Below are 21618 nucleotides of genomic sequence, written 5' to 3'. Positions count from 1 at the left end.
TCAGGATTCAGAGTTGCGACGGGGTCATCCATTGGTGATTCCAAGATTCTACATGCTAGTAAGGTTGATTGTCGATCAGGCTGAGTTCAAAACGAACGCAACTGGCGTGCCGGGAATTGGCATATTCGCACTCCTAGCGAGAGTCGCACTGCAAAAATCCTCCGAACGTGGCTGTTCGTTCCCCCAAACAGAGCAGGTTTCGCAGGCGAGAACGGCAAGGGATCAAGTGGCAGTCGTCCGGCGATCTGCCGACTTTTGCTATCGCTCGCGCCAGCGGGGCAGTCTGTGGATGCCATCGACTTTAGCCAGATCGGGTGGCGTTTGTAGCGGTGCGGTGCAAGCCGTTCGGTCAAAATCGAACGTTTTACTCGCTGCAACCGAACGGCTTGCGCCGCGATCAGAGTCGAGGGCATAATCGCGGGTCGAATGGACTATTTGCGTTGAATTCCGTCCTCGGTCAGCACTAAGTCGCTCGATTCGGTCAATCGCATTTCAGATTCGCTGTCCTTCAGCCACAGCGTCGTGGGGAAACAACGCGTCATTTTGATGATGGTTCGCGGTGGCATCTCGATCTCGTCCTGGCTGTCGTTCGCCTCGCTGATCAACGTTTGCAGTTCGCTGGATTCATTGCGGATTTGAATTTTTATCGCTTGCGATTTAGGACGACCAAATAATTGAACGGCGTAATAGGTGACGTCGTCCGTGGTCGCGACGGCAACCCCCGTGTCGGTGACGTATTCCGCCAGCATGTTCTCGCGATGAGGCGGCGAATCGATCCACCCTTGCACGAAGATGTCAATCAAACTTTCGGCGGTAACGTCGCCGGTGTTGGTGCGATAGGCGATGTTCTCGCGGACAACACAATATTCGTAGCCGGCCGCTTTGGCGCGCTGGGCCGGCGTTTGTCCATCCGCATTGTGTCCATACTTGCTCGTTTTCGCCATGAAGTTTGCAAAGTCCGATGCACACTTCATCAGGTTCTCGTCGCCGGTCACCGCGTCGAGTTTGTGCTCTTTGCGAAACGCGTTGGTCTGTTCGACGATCGCCCGTTTGACTTGATGAACCATCGTCTCGTCCGGCACAGGGTCCGCAGATTCAGCTGGTGATGACCACAGTACACCACATAGGACAAGAAGTAATAGTTGGAATCGGCGCATTGTGATGACCCTTTTGCATCGCGAGGAAGGTGCGGAAGCTGTTGCCACTCTCGATGTCGCAATTCCTGCGCCGGGGGGATCAACTCCATCCGGCCAATGACTTGGCCAGCGTGCTAGGTCGCTTGGCCAGGGTGACCGCGTGCCAGCGTGAGCGATTGCCAGCCATGCAGCTGATCGATGTTGATTCAGCTGCCTAGACACTGATGTTGGGATAACGCAGAAGTGGTCGTTTTCGAGCCTCCTTTCTGCGGCTTCGGGATTCCGTACGTCGTCCCCTGAATTGGTCCGCGAAATGCATTCTGAAAATGCAATCGGAGTGTCAGCGAAAGTCGTTTGTCGACACTTGGCTAGTCGTTTGTCGACACATGGCTAATTGTGCAGCTCCGCAACACGTGAATCAATCAGCTTGCATTGCGGAGTGAGCGTTTCTCAATAGAAGCGTTTCCCATACACGTTCCCCCTTCCCCCTTTTCTTTGTTGGAGAAATCCGGATGAAAGCAACACTGCGATATGCGATTTTGACGATCGCATTGGCCACGTTATCGTTTGACGTGGCATCGGCACAGGAAGCTCGCGATCAAGACCGTAACGTCGCTCGCAACCGCGATCGAGCAAACGTGGGTCAGTTGGATGAAAAGACGCAAGGGACCACGATCCGAGTCAGTCAATTGATCGGTTACAACATCCAGAATTCGCAAGGCGAAAGCGTTGGCGAGATCAAAGATATTGTGCTCGATGCAACGACTGGCAAGGTTCGTTATGCCGCCGTCACCTATGGTGGGTTTCTCGGCATGGGCAACAAATTGTTCGCGGTTCCTTTCGAAGCGTTTCGGGTGCAAGTCGATCCCGATGAGCTTGACGAAGGCGACGACATCGATTCGGACGACTACGTCTTGGTCTTGAACGTGACCCAAGAACAGCTCAAAGGTCAGCAAGGCTTTGATGAAGACAATTGGCCCAACATGGCGGATCGAACCTGGGCTCGCGATCTCGACAAGCGATACAACGTCAATCGTAACGAAGACGCCAAGGATCGTATGTTACGCGAAAACCGCCAGAATCGCCAGAATCGCCTGAATCGCGAGAACCGCGGAAACCGTGCGACTCGCGAAAATCGCGAAGACCTCGAAACCGACAACCAATAAGGTCGATTGAAACCGGCGATGGCCGGTTCGCAATGTCATTTCGTCACGAGCGGCATGTTGCTCTCGTGGCGATTTTTTTGACGCTCACGATCATAGCACCGCATCACGCCACCCCGACACTGCTCCGTCATATTCTCTGTCCATTTGTTTTAAGTCATTTAGGTGAAGGTAAGAAAATGAAAAATCTGTTGTTGCTCGCGATGTTTCTCGTCGCCTCGGTCGGTCTGGCTGGCTGTGATGTCGAGCAAGGAGGCACGTCGGGCGCGGTCAGTCCGGCAACCACCCCTCCTGCTGTCGATGACGACGGCGGCGTTGATATTGATATCGATGCCGCAGACGCACCGCTTGGTGATTCCGCCGCCGATAACCGCATCGAGCGTCGACAAGAACGCCGTGAAAATCTTCGCGAAGCGATCGACGATGTGGACGTGAATGTTGGAAACGGCGGAGTGGACGTGAACGTCGACTAGCACGTGAATCGGCTTCTTGAACGAATTCCTTCGATCCAGCTTGTCGGTGCCGCCAGCACCGCGGTCCGCCATCGGATGACGCACGCAAACTTGCTCTCTCGCCGCCATCCGGGGCGTGCTAGTGAATGACCGAGCTGGAAAATAAGAATTGTGAAATCAGCTGCAGCGAATTGGGCTGCATCGCGACCGTCAAATGGGAACCGATCAAGTGGTGTATCGATGCGTTTGGATGCTCGTCGATTTCGACCGGCCGGACATACAGATCCATGCTGGCCCAAATCACCAGTCGCCGCACGCTCGCGTCAACACTCGCGTCACAATTCGCCCGCACGGGATCGCCCATCACAGCGATCTCGGGAATCAAGTTGCCGGTGGCGAGGTGCAACAAATCGGGAACAATGCCCGCCTGCATGACTGGAGCGATCGAAACGAGTGCCGATACATGATGCGATCGACTTGCGGCGATCGCCCGACGGGCCACCCAGTCGCCGAAGCTGTGAGTGACCAGTGCAATCGAACCACTCGATCGCTGCGCTTGCAATTCGCTCGTCAGTCGAGCAACACTCTTCTCTAAATTGCGAAAGATCATTCGATCATTCCACAGTTGAACGTCGTCGCAATTCTGTTGCAGTGACAATTTCAGTGGCCATAAAAAGGCAGCGGGCTCACAGAAACCAGGGATCAGTAGCACCTTCTCGATGTCGCATCGAGAATCCGCCAGAGGGATCGATGCGGAGGAAGTCGAATCGTGGGACATAGGCAACAACGCTGGAGAGTCGAGGTGACGGTTGGCGAGCTCCGCCTAATTTACCGGTAACAAACGGATTCGTCGAGCATCATTGCCTGCCCTTTGACATGAGGGGGGGCAAGTCATGATGACGCCGCTTCATCCCCACTCTCTCGTAAGCGGCTGGGATATCGGAACCCGATTCACATGATTCGGCACACTCTTTGCTGATAGGCCTTCGCCACTCCCGCGTCGGTGGGCGTGTATTTCCAAACTTCAAAGGAACATAATGTCAATCGCCATATCGCCCACCTCTTCCTCCCCCGAATCAAATTCCGCTACCCAAATCGAACCGACAAAATTGGCAGGCATGGGAGCGATACCTCATGAAAACGGAGTCGCGTTTCGAGTCTGGGCACCGCATGCGGATCGCGTCAGCGTGATCGGTGATTTCAACGACTGGTCGGGCGACCGTCACCCGATGGCTAATGAAGGCGACGGTTATTGGTACGGCAACGTCGATGCTGCGGCGATCGGTCAAGGGTACAAGTTTCAAATCACCAACGGCGACCAGACATTCGATCGCATCGATCCCTACGCACGCGAAGTCACCAACTCGGTCGGCAAAGGAATCGTTCACGACACCGCATACGATTGGGAAGGTGACGATTTTCAGATGCCGAATCACAATGAAATCGTCATCTACGAAATGCATATTGGCACATTTCATCGCAGCAACGACGATCAACCGGGGTCGTTTGCAGATACGTTAAAACGACTGCCGCACTTAAAACAACTGGGCGTCAACGTGCTGCAGATTATGCCTGTGGCTGAATTCGCCGGCGACCTTTCTTGGGGCTACAATCCGGCGCACATTTTTGCAGTTGAAAGTGCTTATGGTGGCCCGGTGGCGCTCAAAGACTTTGTCAAGCAAGCTCACGCTCATGGGTTCGCCGTGGTGATGGATGTCGTTTACAACCACTTTGGTCCGAGCGATTTGGATTTGTGGCGATTCGATGGCTGGAGCGAAAACGACAAGGGCGGTATCTATTTCTACAACGACCATCGTTCCTCGACGCCCTGGGGCGAGACCCGGCCCGACTACGGTCGTGGCGAGGTGCGGCAATTTATCTATGACAACGCAAAAATGTGGCTCGAAGATTTCCATGTCGATGGGCTGCGTTATGACATGACCGCCTACATTCGCACGATCAGCGGGATTGGCGATGACGACATCAGCGACGGTTGGGGATTGATGCAGTGGATCAATCGTGACTTGGCCCAACAGTTTCCCAACTGCTTGCTGATTGCCGAGGATTTGCAAAAGAACAACTGGTTGACCAAGCCGCACGATCATGGCGGTGCTGGTTTTTCGACTCAGTGGGATGCGGCCTTTGTGCACCCCATTCGCGAGGCCGTTCAGCAGATCGATGACGCTCATCGAGACATGTGGGCAGTACGCGAGGCGTTGTGCCATCGCTATAACGACGATGCGATGCAGCGAGTGATCTACAGCGAATCTCATGACGAAGTTGCAAACGGTAAATCACGAGTGCCTTCGGAGATTGATCCGGAAAATCCAGAGAGTGCACACGCTCAGAAACGGGCGGTGTTGGCGGCCGCATTGGCTCTGACCGCGCCGGGAATTCCGATGCTATTTCAAGGTCAAGAATTGCTCGAGGACGATTGGTTCGACGATACCGATCCGATCGACTGGGATCGCGCCGATCAATTCAAAGGGATCAAGCAACTGTTTCGCGATCTGATTCGTTTGCGACTCAACCGCGAAGGCAAGACACGCGGTCTCATCGGCCAGCATATTCACGTGCACCACGTCAACGATGGTGACAAAGTGATCGCGTTCGTTCGATCGGGCGACGAGGATCCTGAGGGGGACGTCGTCGTGCTTGCGAACTTTGCAAATCGCTCGTGGGATGGTTATGAGATTGGGTTCCCCGCTGCCGGGCATTGGAAATTGCGTTTCAATTCCGACTGGAAAGGGTACAGCGAAGCATTTGCCGACAAAGATGCCGATGACGTGGTTGCCGACGAGGTGCACCGTGACGGTTTGCCCGCGACCGCGAAACTGTCTTTCGGCCCCTATGCTGTGCTCGTGTTTTCAAAGTCCTAGTCTCGATTGTCGGCCAGCATTCCAAGCTAGAACCGCTACGATCAGTCGACAGCATGTCTCCCTGAGCGTAAGCCTGGGTCGCTATGACATTGGTATTGACGTCGGATATGAGGAGTGAGTTTTTCTTCCGGCCTATACCGCAGTTACCTCTCCACCGACGACGGTGACTGCTGATTTAGTAGCAAGCGCACAGGCCGGAGTCCGACAGATAAACTGCCGTTGGCGTGAGCCAACGGTTTAGGGGCGACAGCAAACTTTGATCGGACCTACGCGGTTTGAATTTTGGCAATGTCCTGTAACCCAAGTTCCTCGATCGCGGTTTCGCGGATCTTAAACTTTTGGATTTTGCCTGTCACTGTGGTGGGAAACTGGTTCACAAATTTCCAGTAATGTGGCACTTTAAATCGTGCCATGGATCCGAGGCAAAATTCTCGCAGCTCCGCTTCGGACACATCGTGTCCCGCTTTGAGTTTGACCCATGCCAGCACCTCTTCGCCGAAACGGCGGTCGGGCACCCCCACGACTTGAACGTCCTCGACCGCCGGGTGTTCATACAACCGTTCTTCGATTTCACGAGGATAGATATTTTCGCCGCCTCGAATGATCATGTCATGCAGTCGGCCGGTGATGCGGAAATAACCATTGGATTGCCGCATCCCCAAGTCGCCGGTGTGCAGCCATCCTTCGCTGTCGATGACGGCTGCTGTTTTTTCTGGCATGTTGTAATAACCGAGCATCACGCCGTGGCCGCGGCCACAGAACTCGCCTTGTTGGCCATCAGGAAGCGTCTGGTTCGTGATCGGATCAACGATTTTTGCTTCGAATCCGGGCAGCGGACGGCCTACCGTGCCGACCCGCAATTCGATCGGATCGTCAGTGCGAGTTTGCGTGATCAGCGGTGACGCTTCGGTTTGTCCGTAACCGATCGTCATTTCTGCGGCCCCCATGTCGGCGGTCACATGTTTCATCAACTCAATCGGACAAGGACTGCCTGCCATGATCCCGGTCCGCAGCGATGACAAATCACGCCCCGCGTAACTGGGGTGTTCCAATTGTGCGATGAACATCGTCGGCACGCCATACAGTGCGGTGCAACGTTCCTTTTCAATCGCGTCGAGCGTCGCCGCTGCGCTAAAACATTCCGAGGGAAAAATCATTGCCGATCCGTGAACCAGACAGCACATGGTGCCGAGCACGCAACCGAAACAATGATACAGCGGCACCGGCAGCGCAAGACGATCGCTCGGCCCAAGCCGCTGAGATTGGCCCGCATAAAATGCATTCAGCAGCACGTTGCGGTGCGACAGCGTCGCTCCCTTGGGATGCCCGGTGGTGCCCGACGTGTACTGAATATTAATCGCGTCGTTGCAGTGAAGCTTGTCCGCAATTTGCGCTACCGTGGTTGCCGGAACCGACTCCGCGCGACTCAAGAGTTCGTCCCACTTCAATGCATATGACGGCGGATCGCCTCGCAGCCCAATGATCCATTTCAATTTAGGAAAGGCCTTGCTGTTCAGCTCGCCCGGCGCTGCTGTGGCAAGCTCGGGACAGGCCTCGTTCAAGATTTCCCAGAAATGAGTGGACTTGTGGTGATCAATTAACGCCAATCCTCGCACCTCGGATTGTTGCAGCGCGTACTTCAACTCATTAGCCCGGTACGACGGATTGATGTTCACCAACACCACACCGATCCGCGCGGTGGCAAACTGCAGCAACACCCACTGCGGAACATTGGTGGCCCAGACACCGAAATGGTCGCCAGGTCGAAAACCCAATGCCAAAAGCCCGCAAGCAACCTCGGTGACCGCATCATCCAACTCGGACCAAGTCATTCGGTTCGGTGGATCACAGAAGACAAACGCATCATGATCTGGATGCCGCCGCGCAGTCTCATTGAGAACCTGGCCAATCGTGAACCCATCGACCCAGGGTTTTGACGTTTCGTCTAGATTACGAATAGCGATCATGTTTGAACTCCCGCATTCGAGTACCTCTATTTTAAACGAGTGCGGGAAGGTCAGGACATTTAAAACCGCTGGGAAAATTCTTTTCCACGCTCAGCAGTGGCCGGCGTACAATGCGAAATAGGTGTGCGAATCGCGACCCGAAAGACGGTTTGGGAGGATCGTTTCTGGAAAATCGCACGGGCCTTTCTAAAGAGGCCTTTCCTAAAACGGAAACAGAATCAAAAAACGAAAACGGAATGGTAAACACTGCCCCGCAATTTATTTACGGTTGAGGTCAGCTGATGAGGGACGCCTATGTTTTGTCGGCCTGCCGAACTCCGATGGGACGTTTCCAAGGCGAATTGTCGTCGTTGACGGCGACCGCGTTGGGGGCAATCGTGGTGCGGGAAGCGGTCCAGCGAGCCCGTTTGTCTGTCGCGGCAGTGAACGAAGTCATTCTTGGTCACGTTTTGACGGCCGGAGCCGGCCAGGCACCCGCGCGTCAGGCGGCGATCGCCGCTGGATTGCCCGATTCCGTCGCCGCCCTGACCATCAACAAGGTGTGTGGTTCGGGGCTGAAAGCAATCATCTTGGCGGCTCAGGCCACGCATTGCGGCGATGCCGATGTGGTGGTCGCCGGTGGGATGGAAAGTATGAGTCGGGCGGGATGGGTCCTGCCGCGTGACGCAGCAAGGGTGGGCGATCGCTTGCTGCTCGATTCGCTGACGCACGACGGATTGACCTGTGCGTTTAGCGGCAGCGCGATGGGACAAATTGCGGACCAGTTGGCGGAAACCAACGGCATCTCGCGTACCGAACAGGACCTGTACGCATTGCAAAGTCATCAACGTGCCATCCAGGCAATCGATTCGGGTGCTTTTGACGACGAAATAGTACCAGTGATCGTCCCCGCGGCTGCGGGCGAATCGGCGGTATTGCGTGACTCAGGCCCTCGCAGCGATACCACACTTGAGCGTCTGGCCGCACTGAAGCCCGCATTTGGCGAACCGGGAACGGTGACCGCGGGGAATGCGTCGATGATCAGCGACGGTGCCGCCGCGGTGGTCGTCGGAAATCGATCCGCCAGCGAGCGATCGGGACAACGGCCGCTCTGCCGTATCGTGGCATCCGCAACCGCCGGCAGTGAACCGTCGCAGTTGTTTGTCACTCCGGTGGAAGCGGTCTTGAATGTCGTCCGTAAATCAGGCCATTCGCTTAGCGACATTGATCTGTTCGAGATCAATGAAGCGTTTGCCGTACAAATGCTCGCTTGTCTTAATCAGCTTGCGATCCCAGTGGACCGAGTCAATGTTAACGGCGGTGCGATCGCGCTTGGACATCCGATCGGAGCTAGCGGCGCACGTGTGTTGGTGACGCTGCTGCATGCACTGCGGGCTCGCGGGGGACGGTTAGGAGTGGCGGCACTCTGTTTAGGCGGAGGCAACGCGGTGGCGATGTTGGTCGATACCGAGGTCTCGCCATGACATCATGGATCCCACTTGGCGAGATGCAATTGCTGCCGCTCAGCGGTGGCCGTTTGCGGATCGATGGTGGCAACATGTTCGGCGTTGTCCCGCGGATGCTCTGGCAGCGAGTCGCGGTGCCCGACGAGGAACATCGAATCCAAGTGGAAACAAATTGTCTGGTTGTGCGGACGCCCACCTCGCTCGGCTTGATCGACACCGGATACGGCAGCAAAGCACCCGAGAAAATACGTCGTCGCTACGCGATGCAGCCAGGGGCACCGTTAGTTCGCAATCTGCGGGACCACGATATTGTCCCGGAGGATATCGATTGGGTGATTCTGACTCACTTGCACTTTGATCATGCTGGCGGATGCACCTATCGCGACAAAAATCATCGCTTGCGGCCCACGTTCAGCCGAGCTCGACACTACGTCCAGCGGGTCGAGTGGGACGACGGCGTCGGTGACGTTCCTGAATTGGAGGGATCCTATTTCAAAGACGATTTCCTTCCGTTGGCGGAAACAGGATTATTGCAATGGGTGAATTGCCAATCGGAAGCGGAACCCGGGGTCACGGTCTCACTAACCGGAGGACACACCCGTGGCCACCAAATGGTGAAGTTAAAGTCGCAGGGGGAAACGGCGATCTACGCTGCCGACTTGTGTCCTACCGTGGCTCATTTGCAAACGTTTTGGACATTGGCGTATGACCAGTTCCCACTGATCGTGCGCCGCTTGAAGCCGAGCCTCGTTCGCGACATCGTCGAACACCGGCGATTGATGCTGTTCTCTCACGATCCAGACGTCGCGGCGGCTCGGTTAGTCATGGATGAATCGGGTGAACTTCGTGTCGATCCAATCATGCGCCTGCCCCATTAGTACATCGATCGGGTCAGAATCGTCATCCTCATCGATCGATCCATATTGCAGCGGTTGCTCGGTCGAACCCAGCGGTGAAGGGATTTGACGATGACGTCCCATCTGATTGATCACCTCTAACGCGTCCAGTGCGGTACCGTAGCCGTCTCGATTGACATCCAAGTACGGCGAACCCGTGTCGCGGAATCGAGGCAAAGGTGCTGATGAGGGACTCTGCTGCAATGCGTTTACAATCACCAACGCATCGAGTGCCGATATTTTGCCGTCATTGTTGACGTCAAACGGAGCATCCCTGTGGTGCCAAGGAAACGGATCCACGACGTCAATTTGAATCGTAGCCGAATCGTTTTTTGAAGGAGTTCCATTGTCGGTAACCAAGACCGTCACATTAATGGATTGGTTGCCATATTGCTGATCTGGAATCCACGTGAACAATCCTGTCGATGGATTGATGCTCGCACCAGACGGTGATCCGGCATCGAGACTGTAGGTCAGTTCATTCGCCGGAACATCCAGATCCGTAGCAGTCACCCGAAAGCTTAGCTCGGTACCGACATGAACCGACTTGTCACCAATCGGATCGAGCACAGGAGCTTGGTTTACATTCCCGGCATAATAGATTGCGGGAATGGGGGCGTCTTGCATGTCGGCACCAAGAAAGAAACTAGGGTGCGGAGGTTGGTTATAGCCGGTGTTTTGCCAAGCGATTGCCACGCGATACTGCGTGTCATGCATCAACGTATAAAGCCGGTTCTCAGCGGGAATGATGGTGGTGTAGATATCGAGAGCGGTGTTGTCGCTGCGTCGCCAAATCACTTCTTCACGCCAATCTCCCAAAATATCCGCTGACAACGCGGGCGTACTTTTTGATCCATTATTGGAAGAGGCACCCGGGGCAAAAATTTGGCTGCGGCTGGTGCCGGGATCCAAATCAAAGTTTGAGCGACCGGGATTGTTCCATTCCGAAATCGTCGTGCCGTCGAGCAATTCACGAGTCAGGTCGGCATCCCACCAAACGACAAAGTTGATGAACATATTAGCGGGCATGTCATACAGTGGGCTGCCCGCAGCGCTATAGACTTTTGGGTTTTCGACGCTGGCCCACATTTCGTAGCCGGGTGAGTTGGGGTCGATATCGGCTGCCACACCACGCCCAATGTCACCGGTACCGGGGATCGCAAAAATCAATTCGCCCGTTGCCGCGTCACGGAATTCGCCACCGACGCCCTGGTGAGACGACGGATCTTCATGGACCATAAAGATTTCTTGCCCAGGCCGAGTGGGATCCATGTCACTCATGTGCAGTGCGTCACCGTGACCTAAGGTGGTAGAGTACAGGCCGCGGCCATCGTCATCGATCGCTGCGGCGCCATAGATGATCTCATCACGTCCATCGCCATCGACATCGCCAATGCTCAGCGAGTGAGCTCCCTCGCCGATATACTCGGAATTGACGTTGTTGTTGATGTTTTGGCCCGCTTTGAAGTGCCATCGCAGGGAAAGTTGGCCGTCGCGAAAATCATACGCCGCCACCTCGTTGCGTGCCTGACCGCCACCTTGGGCGTCGTAATAGCCGCGGCCGAATACGACGCTTGGGCGTGTCCCATCCAAATAGGCGACGCCTGCGGTAAAGCGGTCGACACGGTTGCCATAGCTGTCGCCCCACTGAGTTACCGAGCCCCTCGCGGGTTCAAATGGGATCGTCGAAAGTGCTTGTCCGGTCAACCCTGAAAAGACCGTCAAATATTCGGGGCCGCTTAGAATATATCCGCCGCTATTACGGTAGTCGTCGGATACTTTGTCCGCGCCCAACAACACGGCGTTGCCCAGACCATCCATCGTGCCCGGTGCCGTCTTGGTGATGACTTCCGATTTTCCGTCGCCATCAAAATCGTATACCATGAATTGCGTATAGTGCGCACCGGCTCGGATATTTCGTCCCAAATCGATTCGCCACAGCAACGTCCCGTCCATGCGATAGGCATCGAGTAAGACGTTCCCCGTCGTGCCGGATTGCGAGTTGTCTTTGGCGTTTGACGGATCCCATTTTAAGATGATTTCATACTGCCCGTCTCCGTCGACATCTCCGACGCTGGCATCATTGGCTTCGTAACGATAGTCGGGGCCGGGGGCGGGGATTTGAAGCGGGACACTGATTCGCTGTTCCACGGTTGCGTCTGCCGATAACGCGTACGATTCACTCGCCGGTTGCTCTATTCCAGCGACGATGGCACGAACAGAATAAGTGTTGCTCTTCGTCAAGTCGGCGGTGGTGTCGACGAAGTCGGTAGTACGAGTCAGCGGGGATGCGTTCAACAACACCGCAGCGGAACCGTCAGTGGAGCGATACAAATTGAAACCAATATCACTGGGGTCATCGCCGAACAACCGCCACCCGATGTAGGCCTCGGTGTCCGATCTTCGTACGGCTACCACGCCTCGATTGAGCCGTTCGACTTGTTGCGGCGGCTGCGGGATCGTCGAATACTGCATCGTCAGCGTGGGACGTAGGTTCGGATCGGCGTTTTCTCGTGATCCATACCCCCAACCACGCACATTTCCTGCGTCCACCCGCGCAATAAAGGTCACGAATCCGTCATCGTCCACGCGGTCATTAAGAAACACGACCAAGTCGTTGCCTGACAGTCGTTGAGGGGCAACCGAGTTGTCGACCGACTCGCTAACATCAGCTCCGCTCTCGGCATCCAAATTAGCCACTCGCGATAGATCCAGCCCGTCGCCAAAGGTGTTTGTATACTCTGCGCCTAAGTCGTTGTCCGTCAATCCATATTCGTTCCACTGTTGAGGCGTGTTTCTAGCAAGATCGAGTAGTCCATAAACTTCGAAACGATCTGCATTGATCGTGTCATTGCGGATGCCTTGCACTTTGTTGAACGTCAGTTCGGCGGACAAGACCTGATCGATGTTCAAAGCCGACAGGTCATAGCGAACGTACGTCATGAAGTCGTTGCCGTTGAAATCGAGTACTTCGACGACTTCGGATCCGCCCACATTCGAGTCTTTTCGAGTGTAGGTGTCCGCAACCGGAAACAGCGAGATGGCCGACAGCACACATCGTGCTTCCAGTGACTCAAAGCTTAGACGATGTGTTTGACGCCGTGCATGACAAGATCTCTGCATCTAGAGAGCATCCTTCCAGAGCAACAGTAATTGGCGAGGTCGTCAGCGAGTACAAACACAATGACTGTGCTGCGTTCCGATGGGCAGTGACCGCGCGCCGAAATTAGAAAGGCTGTATTGTAAGGGGGCAGACATAAAACAGAATGAGGATTGGCGCAGTTCTGTTGTGCTATTTCCCCGCTCGAACATCGCTTGCATTCGCAACCGCTGAAATCTCTCTGTTGGTGGGCTAGTCCGCGCCCGGGGGGGCGTCACACGCATCGATTGACACCCAACCAGACGAGCTCGAGGGCGTTCGTTTGGTTGAGCCGAGTGAAGCGGCAAAGACGCGGCACGTCGGTCCCGCCGTACCTAACGCTGTGAAGCATGTAGAGGCGGCAATCTACGGGATGTCCATTTTGTAGCGACGCTTGCCAGAGCGTGGAAGGTTGCCGGGCGAATGGATCACCCCCTTCTGGCGAAGGAAACCACGAGAGAATGCTTCACAGCGTCACGCCGCACCACTGCAAACGCCACCTGTGTAATGCCAAAATAGAGCGCGTCGACCCTGAGCTCCTTCGCTTGCGGTGGTGTACTGGATTCCAAACTGGTCAATCACGCACTGTCGCTACAGCCCGTTCCAACGACGTGGAGTGCCACAATGCCCCCCGTGTGGAAGCGGTTTGATTTGAAAAAGGTGTTGAATGCGTTCCAATTTGAGGGGCTTGGCGATAAATCGCATTGCTGAAAGCGGCCTAATCCGTTCCAATTTAATGTGCTCAAAAAGACACAAAGCGTCCATTTTCGTGGGGGGACTTGCTCTTCGCTAATAATTCACTGCATCAATCTAGTCCCCACACAAGCGGGGCACGCAGCGTTTGTTTCCCCTCGTTTCGGTCACTACCAGAGGCGTACTATGTCGGACCCCGCGTTGAACGAACTGCCCATTATTCAAGACTTGTCACTTCCGCTCGAGCGAGACGTGTTTATGCGGACGCTGATCCGCGAGTTGTCGGGGACGCTGCAAGATGTCGTCGGGCTTGAAGAGGCCGCTGGGTTTATCAGTGTCGTTGGGCAACGGGTCGGCGATCAAATCAACGAAGACTACCGCACCGCTTTGCAAGTCGAACAACTTGATCGCCGTCAGGTGGCCGAGGTCTTGGTCGATCTGAAACGCCGAATCCAAGGCGACTTTTACATCGTCCATCAAGACGATGAAAAAATTGTGCTCAAGAATCGAGCTTGTCCGTTTGCGGAAAAGGTGATTGGTCGCCCGTCACTTTGTATGATGACATCTAATGTCTTCGGTGTGATTGCGGCCGAAAATCTCGGCTATGCCAAAGTCGTGATCGAAGAAGCGATCGCACGTGGCGACGCTGGATGTACGATCGTGGTTCATTTGCGACCGACGGAAAATGCAATGGCGGCGGATGGTCGTGAGTATCTACAAGCCTAAAGTTCGAGCCACATGTCACCCGAAGAATTTGCTGCTCTCGCCAATCGCTTCTCCGAAGCCGCATTGCTGGTCTCACGCGATGGAATCGTGCTCGCCGCCAACCGTCAATTTCTCCGCTTTGAAATCACGGGCTCGTCGAACACGGGCTCGTCGAACACGGGCTCGTCGAACACGGGGGCATCGATCCTAGGGGCCCGGCTTACCGAATTGGCGTCCACTGCCGAAGACGAAGTCAACAGCTATCTGCGAGATTGTGCGCGCAACCGTGATCCGATCGTGGGCGTGTTAACGTTCAAGACGCAGCAAGGCCAAGAACGGGCGTTTCGCTGTGATGGTGCACTGCTGCATTTTGATCCCGATCGCAGCAACACTCAGCTGATGATCAAGTTGGTGCCACGCGATGAATCGACGACTCAGTTTGCGGTACTAAATCAGAAGATCGCTGATTTAATTGAAGAGATGCAGCGACGCAAACATCTGCAACATGAGCTGATGGCACAACGAGAGTCGCTACGAGTGACGTTGGCAAGCATCGGCGACGGGGTGATCGTCTCGGACACCGAGGGGTTGGTCACGTTTATGAACCCGATCGCTGAAACGTTAACCGGTTGGCAGCAAGATCAAGCGGTCGGCCAGCCCGTGGAACAGGTATTTCAAATCGTCGACGAAACGACCCGTCAACCTCAACAAAACCCGGCTACTCGTGCGCTGCGTGAACGCAGGATCGTGGGACTTGCTAACCATAGCATCTTGATCAGCAAAGACTCTAGTGAACGTCCGATCGACGACAGTGCCGCACCGATCCAGGATCGCGAAGGCGAGATTTTGGGAGTCGTGCTGGTCTTTCGTGATGTCTCCGAGCGACGTGCCGCAGAGATCGAACAGGGGCGATTGGCGGCATTGGTCGATTCGTCCGAAGATGCGATCCTGGGCTTGACCTTCTCCGGAGTCGTTACCGACTGGAACGCTGGAGCAGAAAAGTTGTTTGGTTTTTCTGCCGAAGAAACCGTGGGGCAATCGATCTCGTCCACGATCGCGCCAGCAGAAGCAAAAGAAGAGGTCTTGGAAACGCTTCGGCGAGTCCAGCAAGGCGATCGGGTGGAGCCGTTCGAGGCGATTCGGTTGCGAAAAGATGGTCAAATGGTCCCCGTCGAGATTCGCATCTCGCCGATCCGCGATAGTGAGGGAAATGTGGTGGGCGCGTCGGCAATCGACCGTGACATTTCTCAACAGAAGGCCGCCGAGTTGCGGCGCAACGCACGGATGGCGGTGGCCCAGGTGATTGCCGATCAAAAGAACGACGATCAGGCGATCAAAGAAATCTTGGCAATCTTGGGCAGCACGTTGAACTGGGATGCCGTTTGTTTCTGGAGTCCCGACTCGGATCCCGAACGATTAAAACTGAGTCAAGCATGGTGTTCTCCCGAATCGGATCTTGCCGCAAAAATGAACGGCTCGCCGTCGCGGACGTGCCAGCTTGGTAGCGGATTAGCAGGGCATGTCGCGCAAAACGGAGACCCATTGTGGATTTCGGATATCGCTAGCGACGAGCGGTTTGGTCACGAATCCTCCGCCATGCAGAGTGGTTTACACGCCGCATTGGCGTATCCGGTGCGGATCGATGGTACCTCCTTTGGCGTCATCGAACTGCATAGCGGTGAAGTCAGACCGTGTGACGAAGAACTGATCGAGATGATGGGAACGGTCGTTTCTCAGTTGGGACAATTTTTAGAGCGGTGTCACGCCGAACGGAAACTTCGCCTCAGCCAGCAGGAGTTGGTCGATAGTGAAGAACGCCTTCGGCTCGCGCTGGATGCGGGACGGATGGGGAGCTGGGAATGGAAAATTCCTAGCGGCACAGTGATTTGGTCATCGACTTTGGAAAAGATCCACGGCATCGCCGCAGGAAGTTTCGCCGGCTCTTTCGATGCCTTTCAGCGGGATATCTATCCCGAGGATCGGGACCGCGTCTTAAACGTGATTCAAAATACCGTCGAACAAGGCCATCTGCATCATCTCGAGTACCGAATCGTGTGGCCCGATGGCAGCGTTCACTGGCTCGAGTCTCGCGGCAGTTTGTTTCGTGATGATGCAGGAAATCCCGTTCGCATGATTGGCGTCTGTTCGGATATCACCGAACGTAAGCATTTGGAACAGACGCTTCGGTTTTTGGCCGAGTCGAGTAAGTCGTTGTCAACTTTAGTGGATTACAGATCGACGCTACAGAAGGTAGCAAGTCTGTCGGTTCCCGATTTTGCTGACTGGTGTACCGTTGATATGCTCGAAGCCGAAGGGTCGGTCCAGCGTTTGGCGGTCGCGCATGCCGATCCTAACAAGGTGGCGCTCGCCGAAGAACTGCATCGACGTTACCCGCCCCAGGCGGATGCCGAGTACGGAGTGATGAAAGTGCTTCGCACGGGCGAGGCTGAATTGATGCCGGAAGTCCCCGACTCGTTGTTGGAAACGGCTGCCCAGAACGACGAGCATTTGGCGATGCTGCGTCAACTGTCGCTGACTTCTTACATGTGTGTGCCTCTGCGGGTAAAAGGGAGTGTCTTGGGGGTCGTCACGTTTGTGGGAGCCGAATCGGGACGCCGCTATAGCGAAACCGACTTGGCAATGGCCGCGGACTTGGCTCACCGCGCAGCCATTGCGATTCAGAATGCACTGCTGTACCAACAGGTCCGCGAGGCCGACCGCCGCAAAGATGAGTTCCTTGCGATGTTGGCGCATGAACTGCGCAATCCTCTCGCGCCCATTCGCAGCGGACTCGATCTGTTGGCAATGGATTCTGCGGGGCATCGCGAGATCGTTGAATTGATGCAGGATCAAGTCGAACATGTGGTGCGATTGGTCGACGATCTGTTGGACGTCTCGCGGATTATGCGAGGCAAAGTGGAACTTCGCAAAGAAACGGTCAAGCTGGCGGATCTCGTCAAACGCTCGGTCCATGCGGTCCAGTCCACCGTCGACGGCCGGCATCAAAAATTGAACGTTCATGTGGCCACCGATCCGATGCACGTCAACGTCGATCCCGTACGAATTGTCCAGGTGATCGAGAACTTGTTGACAAACGCATCCAAATACATGGATTCCGGTGGCAAGATTGATTTGACCGTCGAGCGGCACGAGGGCACCGCCGTGGTTACGGTGCAAGATACTGGGGTGGGAATCGAGAAAGAGCTGTTACCGCAAGTATTTGACTTGTTCACGCAGTCATCGCGGTCACTCGATCGCTCGCAAGGCGGTTTGGGAATTGGCTTGACGCTCGTGCAGCGGCTCGTCGAAATGCACTCGGGATCGGTTTCCGCCCATAGTGACGGACTCGGTCACGGCAGCACCTTCGTCGTTCATCTGCCGCTTGTCGACGCAGTCGGTCTCGCGTCACCGCAACCTCGTAACGACGCTAAAGTCGCCGCCTGTCGCATCTGTGTGGTCGACGACAATCGATCGGCGGCATGGTTGTTGAAGGCGCTTTTAAAGAAAGTGGGCGATCATCAAGTCGAGACGGCTGCCGATGGGCCGACGCTGTTGGCAAACATCCATGAATTCCAGCCTCAGGTCGTGTTTTTGGATATCGGATTGCCAGGCATGGACGGTCACCAGATCGCCCGAGAAATCCGTCGGCAACCCGAATTTGACGATGTCTTACTGATTGCTTTGACCGGTTACGGGCAAGAAGAAGATCGCAAGAATTCGCGTGCGGCCGGCTTTGATTTGCATTTGGTCAAACCACCCTCGGTGGACCAAATTAAGGGCGTCTTTACGCATCCCAAGGTGGTGTCGCTAATCGCAAAGACGTCCTCGTAGCGGAACGTGTCAACCGTTTCGAGCTGTTTCGGCAACGACAACGAACGTCACACACGACTCTCGTTACAGCAAACCAAATTGCGCGACGTCATTGGCTGACGAGATCCTATTTTTGGATGCAGTAGATTCGCTTGGCGGTGCGGATGAGTAATCGGTCCGCTGCGATCGCGGGCGTTGCCATCGCCATGTCGTCATCGGACAACGGATTGCTGCCCAATAACTCAAACTCGTTGCCGGCCTTGATTACCGACGTCACTCCGTCTTCGTTGATGCAAAAAATCTTGCCGTCATAGGCCCACGGCGATGATGTGAATTCGCCACCATTGGGGATCCGTACCTTTGAGTAGATTTCAGAACCGTCAGCGGCATCATACGCGGCAAATAAACCACGATCGTACAAAACGTACACGATGCCTTCATACGCAATCGTACTCGGATTGTAGGGCGCGGCCGTCGGCTGGCTCCAGACAATCGATTCGTTCGCAGTCTCGGTCCCCTCGAGTGAGATGTCCCCTTCGGCTCCTGGGCGTATCGCGTATAGCGGCCGGTCGCTATCGCCAACGTAGCCTGAACTGATGTAGAGCAAGCCGTTGTACTGGTAAGGCGTCGCGATCGTGATGCTCGACATTCCGCTGAGCGACCACAATAAATTGCCATCCAAGTCGTACGAGCGAACTTTTCCAGAACCCAGCGTCACAATCTCGCGACGCAGTTCGTTCTGCCAAATGTAAGGAGTCGACCAGTTGCTCTTTTCGTCACGCGGAGTTCGCCAGACTTGCTTGCCCGTCCGTTTGTCCAACGCCATCAAATAAGACTCTTCGTCGTTGTCGTTGACCACATACAATCGATCGCCAAACAAAACGGGTGACGCCGCTGTGCCCCAGCCGTATCGCGTTTTGCGTGGCTCGAGATTGTGCATCCAAACCTCGTTGCCATCGATGTCAAAGCAGTAAACCCCCACTCCGCCAAACATCACATACACGTGTTTGCCATCGGTGACGGGCGTCTCCGATGCATAGCTGTTCTTTAAATGGATCGAGGTTTTCGGTGACGCCTTGCGAACCGGTTTTTTCCACAGCAGATCACCGCTGTTTAAATCCAAGCACATCACCACCCACTCGTGTTCCGATGCCGGCAGCTCAGGCCGATTGCCACCAAAATACAAGCCTTTCTTCGGCTCTTCGCCATCGCCATGATTGATGACGGTGGTCAAAAAGACTCGGTTTCCCCAGACGATGGGAGACGACCATCCACGTCCAGGAATGTCCGTTTTCCAGGCCACGTTTTCGCTGGCAGTCCACTCGGTAGGCAAATTGGACGGCTCGGTGACCACGCCGTCCGCGTGCGGGCCGCGAAACTGGGGCCATCGATCGCTCGCGACGGCAACGAGTGGATATAGGACCAAAACAAGCACGATCCCAGCGCAGGCGTTTGCTAAACGATAAAATTGCATCGTACGTACCGTTTGTTTTTTTGAGATTGAGGATGATTGGAGCAGCGCAACAGTCGCAATGCGGATTGTAGCGTCTTCCTGGCTCGGGTGTCAGAATCAGGAGCAACCTAAGGCGTTAGACAGGAGTCTTTCAATAAATTAGCCCTGCTTAAAACCAGCCGAATGATCAATCGCCGGATGACGGAGGGATGCAGCGGCGCCGAAACGGTCTATCATGGATAACCCAAACCTGTTTCGCCCCGTAGTCTTTTCGCCCCGTCATTTCAAAGATCCTTCTCAACAAACCATGAGCGATGAGGTGCCCCCCAAGCGTCGACTTGCATCTCGTCAGCGACGTTGGCTGTTTCCGATCATGGCCATTCTGGTCGGCATGGCCCCCGTGATCCTGATTGAGTTGTCACTCAGGATGGCCGGTTGGCGGCCTCGTGTTGCCCATCATGATCCGTTTGTCGATTTCCAAACCATCCGTCCCTTGTTCGTTTTGTCGGACGATGGTGAAAACTATGTAACAGCCGCCAACCGACTCGAGTACTTTCAGCCCGAATCGTTTGCGGCGACCAAAAGTCCCGACGAATTTCGGATCGTTTGTCTGGGAGGATCCACGGTTCAAGGACGACCGTATTCGACCGAAACCTCCTTTACGACTTGGTTGGAACTCAGTCTGCAGGCGGCCGACCCATCAAAGCGGTGGGAAGTGATTAATTGTGGCGGCGTTTCTTACGCCAGCTATCGGTTGGTCCCTATTCTCGAAGAGATGCTGCGGTATGAGCCCGATCTGATCGTGCTGGCAACCGGACATAACGAATTCCTCGAAGACCGATCGTATGCCGGAATCAAGAATCTGCCGGATAGTGTCGCGGATGCTTACGGACGGTTTAGCCGGTTGCGAATATCGCAATGGGCTCAGCAACTCGTTGCCTCCGCCAGCGACAACGACACTGCAAAGGACCTACGCGGCGAACCCCAAGACGTGCTGGCGACCGAGGTCGATGCGCTACTGGATTATCAAGGAGGGCTAGCGGCGTATCACCGTGATGCCGCGTGGCAACAGTCGGTGGTCAAACACTTTGGCCATAATCTGCGCCGCATGATCGATATCGCGAACACTGCCGCCGTCCCTATCCTGTTGGTCGATCTGCCAGTGAATTTGCGAGATTGTCCTCCCTTTAAGAGCGAGGACACGACGGGGATTAGCGACACCGAACGACGACGCTGCGAGCAACTTGTCGCCAAAGCTCGCACGCTGTTCTACGACAACACACCGCAAGCGATCAAGGAACTCGAGCTTGCCGTTGGCATCAATCCTCAGCACGCAGGCTTACACTATCAATTGGCATTGCTGTACTTTGACAATCAACAATTCGAACATGCGAAAAGACACTTCCAAATCGCAATTGACCAAGACATCTGCCCGCTACGGATCGTGACTCCGGTTCGAGATGACCTGCGACATACCGCATTGGAGGCTGCTGTGCCGATGGTGCCTGCGCGGCAACGTTTCGAAACACTTAGCCCCGGACGAATCCCCGGTGACAACCTGTTGCTCGATCATGTGCACCCGACGATTCCAGGACACCAGTGGATTGCGTCCGAGATCATCAGCAAGCTTGAAGCCATGAAGATCGTTTCGCCACGCGATGACTGGCTGAGGACCAGAGAACAAAACTACGCCCGCCACTGGGAAACGCTGACCCCGGTTTACTTTGCTCGAGGCAAACAGCGTCTGAAGGGGTTACAGTTGTGGTCCGAAGGACGAGCGAAAAAGATTCGTGATCAGGGCACACGTCCGGCGGATCCGCCGCATTCGGGGCCATAACAAGTCCGCCGATTTGGCAGTCGTTTGTGCATGGCACAAAGTT

General features: G+C 55.1%; 14 protein-coding genes. 9 read left to right on the top strand and 5 right to left on the bottom strand.

Annotated features, from left to right (window positions below; translation table 11 throughout):
* Nucleotides 1–431: 431 nt before the first annotated feature.
* Nucleotides 432–1067: a CAP domain-containing protein gene (locus ABD971_RS12260; protein WP_345322428.1), complete on the bottom strand. Its 636-nt coding sequence runs from the start codon at nt 1065–1067 to the stop codon at nt 432–434.
* Nucleotides 1068–1210: 143 nt separating this feature from the next.
* Here ABD971_RS12260 and ABD971_RS12255 point away from each other — a divergent pair, with 143 nt between their 5' ends.
* The 3 genes from ABD971_RS12255 to ABD971_RS12245 all read left to right on the top strand — a co-directional run bounded on the left by ABD971_RS12255 (nt 1211) and on the right by ABD971_RS12245 (nt 2772).
* Entirely contained in the window at nt 1211–1354 is a 144-nt protein-coding gene (locus ABD971_RS12255) for a hypothetical protein (RefSeq protein ID WP_345322426.1), read from the top strand.
* A gap of 294 nt (nt 1355–1648) precedes the next feature.
* Nucleotides 1649–2302: a PRC-barrel domain-containing protein gene (locus tag ABD971_RS12250; RefSeq protein ID WP_345322424.1), complete on the top strand. Its 654-nt coding sequence runs from the start codon at nt 1649–1651 to the stop codon at nt 2300–2302.
* 176 nt (nt 2303–2478) lie between these two features.
* Nucleotides 2479–2772 (top strand): hypothetical protein, encoded by a 294-nt coding sequence (locus tag ABD971_RS12245; RefSeq protein WP_339943123.1) that lies wholly within the window; start codon nt 2479–2481, stop codon nt 2770–2772.
* A 118-nt stretch (nt 2773–2890) separates the two neighbouring features.
* Here the strand turns inward: ABD971_RS12245 and ABD971_RS12240 are convergent, their stop codons facing one another.
* Nucleotides 2891–3529, bottom strand: a complete 639-nt coding sequence (locus tag ABD971_RS12240; protein ID WP_345322421.1) for an alpha/beta hydrolase family protein — start codon at nt 3527–3529, stop codon at nt 2891–2893.
* A gap of 259 nt (nt 3530–3788) precedes the next feature.
* On the opposite strand from ABD971_RS12240, the gene ABD971_RS12235 reads away from it, so the two are divergent.
* Nucleotides 3789–5630, top strand: coding sequence for an alpha-amylase family glycosyl hydrolase (locus ABD971_RS12235; protein WP_345322420.1), 1842 nt, complete (start codon nt 3789–3791; stop codon nt 5628–5630).
* A gap of 266 nt (nt 5631–5896) precedes the next feature.
* Here ABD971_RS12235 and ABD971_RS12230 read toward each other — a convergent pair whose 3' ends face one another.
* Nucleotides 5897–7597, bottom strand: a complete 1701-nt coding sequence (locus ABD971_RS12230; protein WP_345322418.1) for an AMP-binding protein — start codon at nt 7595–7597, stop codon at nt 5897–5899.
* Between the two features lie 281 nt (nt 7598–7878).
* On the opposite strand from ABD971_RS12230, the gene ABD971_RS12225 reads away from it, so the two are divergent.
* Nucleotides 7879–9060 carry a thiolase family protein gene (locus ABD971_RS12225; RefSeq protein WP_345322416.1) on the top strand — a complete coding sequence of 394 codons (1182 nt, stop codon included), beginning with the start codon at nt 7879–7881 and terminating at the stop codon, nt 9058–9060.
* Nucleotides 9057–9920 (top strand): MBL fold metallo-hydrolase, encoded by an 864-nt coding sequence (locus ABD971_RS12220; RefSeq protein ID WP_345322414.1) that lies wholly within the window; start codon nt 9057–9059, stop codon nt 9918–9920. The genes ABD971_RS12225 and ABD971_RS12220 overlap by 4 nt, the downstream gene beginning before the upstream one ends.
* Here the strand turns inward: ABD971_RS12220 and ABD971_RS12215 are convergent.
* Nucleotides 9861–13061, bottom strand: a complete 3201-nt coding sequence (locus ABD971_RS12215; RefSeq protein ID WP_345322412.1) for a rhamnogalacturonan lyase family protein — start codon at nt 13059–13061, stop codon at nt 9861–9863. The genes ABD971_RS12220 and ABD971_RS12215 overlap by 60 nt on opposite strands.
* Before the next feature lie 895 nt (nt 13062–13956).
* Between ABD971_RS12215 and ABD971_RS12210 the strand changes: the two genes are divergently transcribed.
* Complete coding sequence (locus ABD971_RS12210; protein ID WP_339943136.1) at nt 13957–14496, top strand: methanogen output domain 1-containing protein; 540 nt, start codon at nt 13957–13959, stop codon at nt 14494–14496.
* Nucleotides 14497–14508: 12 nt separating this feature from the next.
* Nucleotides 14509–18306 carry a PAS domain S-box protein gene (locus ABD971_RS12205; RefSeq protein WP_345322408.1) on the top strand — a complete coding sequence of 1266 codons (3798 nt, stop codon included), beginning with the start codon at nt 14509–14511 and terminating at the stop codon, nt 18304–18306.
* 106 nt (nt 18307–18412) lie between these two features.
* Here the strand turns inward: ABD971_RS12205 and ABD971_RS12200 are convergent, their stop codons facing one another.
* Nucleotides 18413–19759 (bottom strand): outer membrane protein assembly factor BamB family protein, encoded by a 1347-nt coding sequence (locus tag ABD971_RS12200; protein ID WP_345322406.1) that lies wholly within the window; start codon nt 19757–19759, stop codon nt 18413–18415.
* 214 nt (nt 19760–19973) lie between these two features.
* Here ABD971_RS12200 and ABD971_RS12195 point away from each other — a divergent pair, with 214 nt between their 5' ends.
* A complete protein-coding gene (locus tag ABD971_RS12195; protein ID WP_345322404.1) occupies nt 19974–21575 on the top strand; it encodes an SGNH/GDSL hydrolase family protein in 1602 nt (533 codons plus the stop codon).
* The last annotated feature ends 43 nt before the right edge of the window (nt 21576–21618 follow it).

Source organism: Novipirellula rosea (genome assembly GCF_039541335.1).
Taxonomy (GTDB): Bacteria; Planctomycetota; Planctomycetia; order Pirellulales; family Pirellulaceae; genus Novipirellula; species Novipirellula rosea.
The sequence above is the reverse complement of the archived record's forward strand: the minus strand, read 5'-3'. Positions and strand labels throughout refer to the sequence as shown.

Coding starts and splice junctions, on each gene's coding strand:
- ABD971_RS12255 (WP_345322426.1), top strand. CDS start 1,211: ATGTCGCAATTCCTGCGCCGGGGGGATCAACTCCATCCGGCCAATGAC.
- ABD971_RS12220 (WP_345322414.1), top strand. CDS start 9,057: ATGACATCATGGATCCCACTTGGCGAGATGCAATTGCTGCCGCTCAGC.
- ABD971_RS12215 (WP_345322412.1), bottom strand. CDS start 13,061: ATGCAGAGATCTTGTCATGCACGGCGTCAAACACATCGTCTAAGCTTT.
- ABD971_RS12235 (WP_345322420.1), top strand. CDS start 3,789: ATGTCAATCGCCATATCGCCCACCTCTTCCTCCCCCGAATCAAATTCC.
- ABD971_RS12195 (WP_345322404.1), top strand. CDS start 19,974: ATGGATAACCCAAACCTGTTTCGCCCCGTAGTCTTTTCGCCCCGTCAT.
- ABD971_RS12210 (WP_339943136.1), top strand. CDS start 13,957: ATGTCGGACCCCGCGTTGAACGAACTGCCCATTATTCAAGACTTGTCA.
- ABD971_RS12200 (WP_345322406.1), bottom strand. CDS start 19,759: ATGCAATTTTATCGTTTAGCAAACGCCTGCGCTGGGATCGTGCTTGTT.
- ABD971_RS12260 (WP_345322428.1), bottom strand. CDS start 1,067: ATGGTTCATCAAGTCAAACGGGCGATCGTCGAACAGACCAACGCGTTT.
- ABD971_RS12240 (WP_345322421.1), bottom strand. CDS start 3,529: ATGTCCCACGATTCGACTTCCTCCGCATCGATCCCTCTGGCGGATTCT.
- ABD971_RS12225 (WP_345322416.1), top strand. CDS start 7,879: ATGAGGGACGCCTATGTTTTGTCGGCCTGCCGAACTCCGATGGGACGT.
- ABD971_RS12250 (WP_345322424.1), top strand. CDS start 1,649: ATGAAAGCAACACTGCGATATGCGATTTTGACGATCGCATTGGCCACG.
- ABD971_RS12245 (WP_339943123.1), top strand. CDS start 2,479: ATGAAAAATCTGTTGTTGCTCGCGATGTTTCTCGTCGCCTCGGTCGGT.
- ABD971_RS12230 (WP_345322418.1), bottom strand. CDS start 7,597: ATGATCGCTATTCGTAATCTAGACGAAACGTCAAAACCCTGGGTCGAT.
- ABD971_RS12205 (WP_345322408.1), top strand. CDS start 14,509: ATGTCACCCGAAGAATTTGCTGCTCTCGCCAATCGCTTCTCCGAAGCC.